The sequence below is a fragment of the Brochothrix sp. genome (genome assembly GCF_017549435.1).
Lineage (GTDB): Bacteria > Bacillota > Bacilli > Lactobacillales > Listeriaceae > Brochothrix > Brochothrix thermosphacta.
Genome location: NZ_JAFYUW010000058.1, coordinates 1 through 5,446 on the forward strand (window position 1 = coordinate 1; position 5,446 = coordinate 5,446).

Consider the following 5,446-nt stretch of genomic DNA (forward strand, 5'->3'; position numbering starts at 1 on the left):
CAGTGTGGGACTGAAATTGAAAAGATTCAATACCATGGTCGTGGCACGCATTATTGCCCCGCTTGTCAACCATTATTAAGGAAGTGATAACATGACAACAGTGATTGGGTTAACAGGTGGCATTGCCTCAGGAAAAAGCTTGGTGAGCACTTATTTAAAAGAAAAAGGTTTACCGGTGATTGATGCAGATGTTGTCGCTCATGAGGTTGTGGCACCAGGTCAGCCACTTGTGAAGGCTTTGATAAAAGAGTTTGGTGAAAAAATTACTGAGGGTGACGGCATAAATCGGCAAGCTTTAGGTGAAATTATCTTTGCTAATCCTGAAAAACGTCAAAAACTGAATAGTTTAATGCACCCAGCGATTTTTGCTAAGATGATGATGACTTTATCCGACTATCAAAAACAGCAGGAACCCATTGTTATTTTAGATATTCCGTTGCTATTTGAAAGCAATCGTTTAGAGTTATACGATAAGATTTGGGTCGTCGCTGTTGATGAAGAAACACAGAAACAACGATTAATGCTCCGCAATGATTTAACTGAGCAAGAAGCGGTCCAACGGATTACGTCACAACTGCCATTGGCTGAAAAAATACAACGTGCAGATACTGTGATTGATAACAATGGAACGCCAACCGCGACCTTTGAGCAAGTTGATGTTGCACTCGCCGCAGTTGTATGTGATTCCTAGCGAGAAGAATGCCGTCAAACGTGAGAAATATGCTATAATAAGCATATGAAATTCTGTAAAAAACGAGGAGGTTAAAACAATGCGCTGCCCATCTTGTCAATCAAATGATACGCGAGTGATCGACTCACGGCCAACAGATGAAAACCGTTCGATACGAAGACGTCGCGAATGTGAATCGTGTAGTTTTCGTTTCACAACATTTGAAAAAATTGAAGAAAGCCCATTGATTATTGTGAAAAAAGATGGCATACGCGAAGAGTTTTCACGTGAAAAAGTTTTACGTGGTTTAGTACGTGCTTGTGAAAAACGCCCAGTATCTTTGGAACAATTAGAAAATGTTGTTAATGAAGTTGAACACGATATTCGTGCGCAGGGCACAAGTGAGATTGAATCAAATATTATCGGTGAATTTGTGATGAATAAATTAGCTGATATTGATGAAGTGTCATATGTGCGATTTGCATCAGTCTATCGTCAGTTTAAGGACTTAAGTGTCTTTATTGAAGAGCTCAAAGAAATTATGGAGAAACAAAAATAAATGCAAACAGCAAAAAAGAAGGTGAGATAATGAGACAACATCATTTAGAAGGTAACTACCAGCCTGATCCAGGGGATAGTTATGTCATTGAAACGGTAGGATTGCTAAACGATATTGATCGTCGCGTGCTAACGCAACTGTATCTACCGTTAATTAATGTTGATGCTTATACGCTCTACCAAACATTTTTTGACCATGTTCCAACAATGGGAACACAATCAGAAAAACAAACACATTATCAACTCCAAACACTGCTTGCTGATATGAGTCAAACACGATTAATTAAAGCACGCCTCGTCTTAGAAGGTGTGCGTTTACTTAAAAGTTTTGTAGTCGACAAGGGAGATTCACGGCACTATGTCTATGAATTAGCACCACCAATGGACCCTTATCATTTTTTTAACGACGGTGTGCTGAACCTGTTTTTATTTAGTGCGGTAGGTGATCGTCGTTATCGGGTACTGAAAAATAATTGGGTGAAAACAGAGACCGATAAATCAGAAATGACAGAAATTACAACATCGTTCACAGAGGTATTCCAATTTCCAAAAACAAAATTAACAGCTGAAGCAAAAGCTGATACAGATAAACTTGTTGGACGTTCACAAGCAACACAATTTGATATACCGGATTCGCGGTTTGACTTTGAACGTCTTTACAGTAAATTATCGCCAACGTTTATTACTTTATCCGCGATTAATGATGAAGTGAAGGAGACCATTCGTAAACTCTACGCGGTTTACCATATCAGTGAAGACGATATGGTTAGTTTGATTTATCGTGCAATGCAATCGGATGGTAATGTGGATTTAGAGCAATTACGTAAAGTTGCGCGTGATTTTTATCAAATTAATATGGGCGAAGGTGCTTATCCGAAACTCAAGGTTAAAGAACCGGAGATCCAAACAGTTGATGTCGTCCAATCAATTGGTGATATTCAAAATGAAGGACAGCTCATTGAGTTCTTAACGCAAATTGATACTTTCAACTTAATTAAAGAACTTTCTACTTATGGGGCCGATCCCACGATTAAGGAATTGGAAGCAGTTGAGACCGTGATGTCGAAACGAAAAATGCCAATCCCTGTCATGAATGCGCTCATCTATTATACGCGTTTACAAGGAAATGGGATTGATAGCCCTGAGTACATGGAAAAAATTGCGCGTGATTGGGATATGAAAGGCGTTGTTACAGTTGCTGATGTGATTCAATCCACGAAAGCATTTGTTGATAAAAAACAAGAGGATTACGAAAAATGGCAACAGCGTCAAAATAATTCTTATCGAAAAACAGATGGAAAGGCAAATGATATTATTCCTGATTGGTTACAAAAACAATTGGCAGAGGAAGACGGTGTAACCTTGCCAGCCGCTGCTGAAAAACCAGTAGAAAAAGTGACCGTCCCAACAATTATTAAAAAGAAACCCGAAATTAAAACAGATCCAGCAATGCTCGAAAAAATTGCTCAACTTAGAAAAGATTTAAAGGAAGGTAGGTGATAGCAATGGACCCGATTCAAGCAGCATTAAAAAACGTGGCGAGCAACAATAGTCGTCTGACAGCACTTTATGATGAAACGTTGCAGACCGTCTTAAATTATGATGAGATCAAACGATTCCAAGCAGAAAACCCTCAGTTAACAACAGAGCTAATTAAGCACAATATCACTAAATTATATGAGTTTGTAACGGAACATCAAAAGTATCAAAATAAAGAACGGGGCTTGCTACCAGGCTATCGACCAGAGTTATCGCTTAACAATGGTATTATAGAAGTACGTTACGCGGCGACGCCTGAAAAAATTCGTGCTGATCGTGAACGTGAACGACGTAAACGTATACGCTCGTTGCATATGCCGAAACAAATTCTTAATGCCAGTATGGAAAATTTTGAAACCGACACAGCTCAACGTGTTGAATTGTTGAATGCAATGTTTCCATTGGTACGTGCAATCAAAGATGCAGGTGACACAATGGTGCAAGGTTGGTTTGTTTATGGTTCATATGGAACAGGAAAATCCTATGTACTGGGTACGATTGCGAACATGTTGGCAGATAATGATGTCGAAACAACGATGATTTATGTGCCAGAATTTATGCGTGAAATTAAACAAGCGATTAATGACAATTCTGTGGGTGAGAAGGTTCAAATTGCGAAAGAAACGCCAGTCTTAATGTTGGATGATATCGGTGCTGAGTCATTAACAAGTTGGACGCGAGATGAAGTCTTAGGGGCAATTTTACAATATCGCATGCAAGAAGAATTACCAACGTTTTTCTCATCAAATATGGATTTTAAACAACTTCAAAAATATTTGATGGTAAATAATCGTGGTGATGAAGAGACGATGAAAGCTACTCGTATCATGGAACGTATCCGTTTCTTAGCACAACCAATTGAGCTTTCTGGTAAAAACTATCGCCAATAGTCTTGCATTTTTGGCAAAAGAAGCTATAATATAGTCATATATAACAAAAGTATTGAGAAGGATAAGGATTTAAGGAAGCTGTTTACAGAGAGGCGAGCATTGCTGAGAGCTCACCAACGATTGCACCTTACAATTCACCACCTTTGAACTGACTATCTGAACTTACAGTAAGATAGTCCGGAACCTTTTTCCGTTACCAAGGCCCATGAGGATAGCTTCGGCTATTAAATGAGGGTGGAACCACGACTGTTCATTCAGACGTCCCTTTGTATTCTATTGTTAGAATGCAGAGGGACGTTTTTTATTTTAACTAAAAAGGAGAAATGACCAATGAAAATTAAATTTCCAGATGGTGCCGTGAAAGAATTTGAAAACGGACTGAATACAGCAGAAATAGCAGGATCAATTAGCTCTAGTTTAAAGAAAAAAGCAATCGCCGGTAAAGTAAACGGTACAATTGTCGAATTAACAACACCGATTAACGAAGATGCTGATTTTGAAATTATTACACCTGAACATGAAGATGCATTAACAGTGATTAATCACTCAGCTGCACATACAATGGCGCAAGCAATTCGCCGTCTTTATCCAGATGCAAGCTTTGGTGTAGGTCCAGCAATCGATGGTGGTTTCTACTATGATTTTGATACAAAAGAAGATATTTCTGATGAATCATTTAAAGCAATCGAAAAAGAAATGAAAAAAATCATCAAACAAAACATTAAAATTGAGCGTCAAGAAGTGACTCGCGAAGAAGCGAAAGCACGTTTTGCTGACGATAAATACAAATTAGAACTAATCGATGCGATTCCAGAAGATCAACAAGTGACATTGTATGCACAAGCAGAATATGCTGATTTATGCCGAGGTGGTCATTTACCATCAACTGGTAAAATCAAAGCCTTTAAATTATTGAGTCTTGCAGGTGCTTATTGGCGTGGAGATAGTAAAAATAAAATGCTTCACCGTATTTACGGAACAGCATTCTTTTCACAAACTGACTTAGACGCGCATCTTGCCATGTTAGAAGAAGCCAAAGAACGTGATCATCGTAAAATCGGAAAAGAACTCGATCTTTTTATGATTAATAACTTAGTGGGTCAAGGTTTACCGATGTGGTTGCCAAAAGGTGCGACTGTTCGCCGTCAAATTGAAAGATATATCGTCGACATGGAAGTATCTAAAGGATATGATCATGTTTATACACCCGCTCTTGCTAATGTGGAGCTTTATAAAACAAGTGGACACTGGGAACACTACAGTGAGGATATGTTCCCACCAATGAAAATGGATGAGAATGAGTCACTTGTTTTACGTCCGATGAACTGCCCACACCATATGATGATCTACAAAAATGATATTCATTCATACCGTGAATTACCTATTCGTATTGCGGAATTAGGTTTAATGCACCGTTATGAAATGAGTGGCGCATTATCTGGTTTACAACGCGTGAGAGCTATGACACTTAATGATGCTCACATCTTTGTTCGTCCAGATCAAATTGCAGAAGAGTTTAAAGCAACTGTGAAATTGTTGCATGATGTGTATAAAGATTTCAATATCACTGATTACTCATTCCGTTTAAGCTACCGTGATCCGGAAAACACTGAAAAGTATTATGATGATGATGATATGTGGGATAAAGCACAAGCAATGCTAAAATCAGCAATGGATGACCTTGGCTTAGAATATTTTGAAGCCGAAGGTGAAGCTGCTTTTTATGGTCCTAAATTAGATGTGATGGTTAAGACTGCAATTGGTAAGGAAGAAACACTTTCAACAATCC

The 5,446-nt window shown here is 38.5% G+C and carries 6 protein-coding genes and 1 other annotated feature; all 6 genes read left to right on the forward strand.

From position 1 onward, the window contains the following. Positions 1–87 (forward strand): zinc finger domain-containing protein (locus IKV95_RS11180; RefSeq protein WP_353734605.1); only part of this gene is annotated, 87 nt, incomplete at its 5' end. 4 nt (positions 88–91) lie between these two features. After that, positions 92–691: a dephospho-CoA kinase gene (coaE, locus tag IKV95_RS04055; protein ID WP_069125346.1), complete on the forward strand. Its 600-nt coding sequence runs from the start codon at positions 92–94 to the stop codon at positions 689–691. A 79-nt stretch (positions 692–770) separates the two neighbouring features. After that, positions 771–1,229, forward strand: a complete 459-nt coding sequence (gene nrdR / locus IKV95_RS04060; protein ID WP_029090633.1) for a transcriptional regulator NrdR — start codon at positions 771–773, stop codon at positions 1,227–1,229. Positions 1,230–1,258: 29 nt separating this feature from the next. After that, on the forward strand, positions 1,259–2,728 hold the full coding sequence (locus IKV95_RS04065; RefSeq protein ID WP_069129268.1) for a replication initiation and membrane attachment family protein: 1,470 nt from the start codon (positions 1,259–1,261) through the stop codon (positions 2,726–2,728). Between the two features lie 5 nt (positions 2,729–2,733). After that, positions 2,734–3,657: a primosomal protein DnaI gene (dnaI, locus tag IKV95_RS04070; RefSeq protein WP_069119341.1), complete on the forward strand. Its 924-nt coding sequence runs from the start codon at positions 2,734–2,736 to the stop codon at positions 3,655–3,657. Positions 3,658–3,700: 43 nt separating this feature from the next. Next, positions 3,701–3,926: a binding site (T-box leader), on the forward strand. 61 nt (positions 3,927–3,987) lie between these two features. Then, positions 3,988–5,446: threonine--tRNA ligase (thrS, locus tag IKV95_RS04075; protein WP_287451430.1), on the forward strand; the 1,459-nt coding region annotated here is incomplete at its 3' end.

Excerpts from the sequence above, each read along its gene's own strand:
- coaE (WP_069125346.1), top strand. The coding sequence starts at position 92 with ATGACAACAGTGATTGGGTTAACAGGTGGCATTGCCTCAGGAAAAAGC.
- nrdR (WP_029090633.1), top strand. The coding sequence starts at position 771 with ATGCGCTGCCCATCTTGTCAATCAAATGATACGCGAGTGATCGACTCA.
- IKV95_RS04065 (WP_069129268.1), top strand. The coding sequence starts at position 1,259 with ATGAGACAACATCATTTAGAAGGTAACTACCAGCCTGATCCAGGGGAT.
- dnaI (WP_069119341.1), top strand. The coding sequence starts at position 2,734 with ATGGACCCGATTCAAGCAGCATTAAAAAACGTGGCGAGCAACAATAGT.